This window comes from Borrelia persica No12, from assembly GCF_000500045.1.
Lineage (GTDB): Bacteria > Spirochaetota > Spirochaetia > Borreliales > Borreliaceae > Borrelia > Borrelia persica.
The window spans coordinates 1-3,547 of record NZ_AYOT01000148.1 but is presented as its reverse complement, the minus strand read 5'-3'; the positions used below and the strand labels follow the sequence as shown (position 1 = coordinate 3,547).

Genomic DNA, 3,547 nt, shown 5'->3' with positions numbered 1-3,547 from the left:
AAATCGGAGATAGGACAGTATTTTACTAAAATTGAAACTACTATGAAAACAACGAAAGCAAAATTAAACGAGATTTTAGAACAGAATGGCAATTATCCAAAGTTAAAAGAAAAGATTAACGAATTTATCGCAACTATAGAAAAGATTGAAGAGGGAGCAAAAATAGCGGCTGGGGGGTGCTAGTGGTGGTGATGCAATAGGAAATGCTAAGCAAAATGAAGACGGGCTATATCTGCAGATTCTGCAAGCGTAAATGTACTTATTCAAGGAATTAGAGAAATAGTTGATGCGGTGTTGAAAGAAGGTAAAGCAGATGCTACTGAAACTGGTGATACAGAGAAGAAATCAGTTGGTAATTTGCTTGCTACACAGAATGATATGACAGAACAATAAGTTGCTGCAGCAAGTGCATCAATAGGAGCAGTAAGTGGTGCTGACATTTTGCAAGCTATATCAAAGTCAGGAGATGCTGGCATTAGTAAAGATATTAATACAGTAACTAATGCAGCAGAGATTGCGGTTGCTAAGAAGGACTCTGGTACTAAACTCTTGATCAAGCAAAGGTAGATGCGGTAATAGTAGCAGGAATAGCATTGAGAGCAATGGCTAAGGATGGTAAATTTGCGGCTAAGAATGGTGATAATAAATATTCTCATGCAATAAATGGTGCAGTTGCGAGTGCAGTAAATAAGACACTAAGTACTTTAATAATAGCAATAAGAAATACTTTTGATATTGGATTAAAAACAATAAATAATGTTCTTGCTAATCAATCGTGTAAAAGCAGTATCTAGTGGATAACAATAAGTAATTATCGATAAGAAATAAATATTAAAGAAAGGGTTATTTAAGTGAAACATTTCTTTTGTTTTGTGTTATGAAAACAGAGGAGATGTTTTCTTTTTAAATTAATTGATTTAATATATTTTCTTTATTTTTTTATTAAGCATTAGCTTATCATGTGTGCATTGCATTCATTTTTTATTTATTCATTTTTATTGTGTTTTTTCTGTTGGAGTAAAGTTATAGAAAAGAGAAGAAGAGACTCAATAAAAAAGATAAAAGAGACTCAATAAAAGAGAGAAGGGAACTTATAAAAAGAGAAGGAAGGAATGATAAGAGAAGGAAGGAATGATAAGAGAAGGAAGGAATGATAAGAGAAGGAAGGAATGATAAGAGAAGAAAAAGAAGAGAAGTTAAAAAGAAGAGAAGGAAGTATGTATTCTGAGTAACTTTTTTTAGGAGTAAGGAGAGCTTATTTAGATGAGATTAATAAGGAGGTCTTATTTAGATGAGCTCTTGGTGAGGAAAGGGAAGAGAAGGGAGCTTTAAATTGTGAATTTAAAGATTGGGGGGGAATTAAAGAGTTGATTAAGGAGGGAAAATTATGATGAGAGATATTAGAGAGATAAACGATAATTACTATAAGAGAGGGGGTAGCAGGAAGATGAGAGGAGTGATCAAGAGAAGTTTGCTTATTATGATGATTTTGGGAATTATGGGATGTAATAATGGAGTAGCTGAGCTAGAGAAGAAGAATGAGTTTTTACAGTCTTTAGTTAGTTTGGGAAATGATTTTATTGGTGTTTTTACTTCTTTTGGCGATATTGTTGGGAGTGTGTTAGGGTTTAATTTGGAGAGTAAGAAATCTGATGTGGGGAAATATTTTAAGAAAGTTCAGGATACTGTGCAAGGGACAAAGGATAAGCTTGAGAAGATTGTTGTTGATATGAAGAGAGAAGGGAATCCGAATGCGGCGGGAGTAGAGAGTGCAGTAAAGAAATTAGTTAGTGAGACTCTTGATAAGATAATAGAGGGAGCAAAGATTGCTAGTGAGGCAATTGGTACTGATGGGAATGACTTAATTGGAAATGTTGCTGCTCAAAATAATGGTGGTACTGTTGGTGATGTTGAGAGTTTATTAAAAGGAATTAAAGTTATAGTAGCAGTGGTACTTAAAGAAGGGAATGCTGCTGCTGGGGATGCTAAAAAGGCTACTGATCTTAGTGATCGTGATAATAATGCTGCGGGTATGCTATTTGCTAATAATAATGCTGGAGCCGCTGATGTTGCAAAGAAATCAGCTGCTGATGCTGCAAAGGCAGTTGGAGCCATAACCGGTGCTGATATCTTACAAGCTATTATTAAGTCTGATGATACTTTTACTCTGGCTAAACACAATGAGGCCAATGGTAATTCTGGTAATGGTAAGAAAGATGCAGTTATAGCAGGAGGAATGGCATTAAGAGCTATGTCTAAAGGCGGTAAGTTTGCTGGGCCTAGTGCTGAGGCTGCTGAGTATGCTCCTGTGGTTAAAGGAGCAGCAGTGAGTGCAGTTACTAAAGCATTAGATACGTTAACTGTAGCAGTAAGGAAAACAATTGACATGGGACTTAAAACTGTTAAAGACGCGATGAAAGTTGATACAAATGATACTCCTGTAAGTTCTGATAGTAACACATCAGAATCTAAAAAATAATGATGAATTTCATAATTAGGAAATGAATAGGTAGATTAAGTAGATATATTTAGTGTTGGGTCATGATACTTGTGTAAATAAATAAGATAAGAGAGCGTTAAGGGGCTCTCTTATGATGTTAAGTGAAATATGTATCGGTAGCAGGCGAATCGCTAATTGTCCATGGATCTATTTTTTGTACTTCATCTTAGGTCTATTTGCATTAGCCACCACATTTCGAGGATTTCCAAGCTTGATTTCTATTCCAGATTTTTTTGCATTTCTATAATGTTTAAATTCTGAAATTATAGAGTCGACTCCAATCTTATCAAAAGCTACTGTAGTAGCAGCACTAGCAGTATCACCAATATCATAACTATCATCAGTGACAGCAGCCAATTGAGTTAAATAGCCAATTAATTTATCAACCCCCCACTTACTCCTTTAATGATTATTGCTATTATTGCTGGCACTGTTGATAAACTAGCTGCTTAGGTATCTAAAGTAGATCCATGAACAATGATAGATAAGATTAAAAATGCTAAGACTGAGACTGATCAACTTACTGTCGGTAATGAGTATGCAGTGAATGGTGTGGTTGCTGGTGCAATGAATAAGACATTAATAATAGCAATAGCAATAAGAAATACTGTTGTTGATAGTGGTTTAAAGAAGATAAATGAAACACTTGTGACAATTAAGCGAGAAGAGCAGGCAGTAGAAGCTGCCGCTAGTGGGCAATAATAAAAATATTATAGATAAAAATTAGTAAATCAGTGAGATAAGAAGTAATTTTAAGGAAACACTTCTCTGGTTTAGTTAGGTAAATAGGGAAGGTGTTTTCTTTTTGATTTAAGTGATTTAAGGAAAAACTTCTCTTTCTATTAAGGAGTTGTTTTCCTTTTTTATATTTTGTTTATGTTATGAAGATAAGGTAATTATCTGCTCACAATGACTAAAAGAATAAATAACAGTGTTTTGATTTCTTTTGGCGATGTCATTGTAGTGGACAGCAGTAAATAATTATCAATAAAAAATCAATACTAAAAAAAGTTATGAGAGGAAACGCTTCTCTTATTCTTTGTGAGA

At 34.3% G+C, this 3,547-nt stretch carries 3 protein-coding genes and 2 pseudogenes; 4 read left to right on the top strand and 1 reads right to left on the bottom strand.

What is annotated here, in order from left to right:
* The first annotated feature begins 42 nt into the window (after nucleotides 1-42).
* The 3 genes and pseudogenes from U881_RS13070 to U881_RS0105515 all read left to right on the top strand — a co-directional run bounded on the left by U881_RS13070 (nucleotide 43) and on the right by U881_RS0105515 (nucleotide 2,479).
* Nucleotides 43-567, top strand: a pseudogene (locus U881_RS13070) (variable large family protein).
* Nucleotides 568-602: 35 nt separating this feature from the next.
* Nucleotides 603-794, top strand: a complete 192-nt coding sequence (locus U881_RS13760) for a variable large family protein (protein WP_407637306.1) — start codon at nucleotides 603-605, stop codon at nucleotides 792-794.
* Nucleotides 795-1,447: 653 nt separating this feature from the next.
* A complete protein-coding gene (locus U881_RS0105515; protein ID WP_024653599.1) occupies nucleotides 1,448-2,479 on the top strand; it encodes a variable large family protein in 1,032 nt (343 codons plus the stop codon).
* 168 nt (nucleotides 2,480-2,647) lie between these two features.
* Here the strand turns inward: U881_RS0105515 and U881_RS0105510 are convergent, their stop codons facing one another.
* Nucleotides 2,648-2,857: a hypothetical protein gene (locus U881_RS0105510; RefSeq protein WP_024652918.1), complete on the bottom strand. Its 210-nt coding sequence runs from the start codon at nucleotides 2,855-2,857 to the stop codon at nucleotides 2,648-2,650.
* A gap of 174 nt (nucleotides 2,858-3,031) precedes the next feature.
* Between U881_RS0105510 and U881_RS0105505 the strand changes: the two are divergent.
* Nucleotides 3,032-3,202: pseudogene (locus tag U881_RS0105505) on the top strand (variable large family protein); the annotation flags it as partial.
* Nucleotides 3,203-3,547 lie beyond the last annotated feature (345 nt).

Excerpts from the sequence above, each read along its gene's own strand:
- U881_RS0105515 (WP_024653599.1), top strand. The coding sequence starts at position 1,448 with ATGAGAGGAGTGATCAAGAGAAGTTTGCTTATTATGATGATTTTGGGA.
- U881_RS13760 (WP_407637306.1), top strand. The coding sequence starts at position 603 with ATGGCTAAGGATGGTAAATTTGCGGCTAAGAATGGTGATAATAAATAT.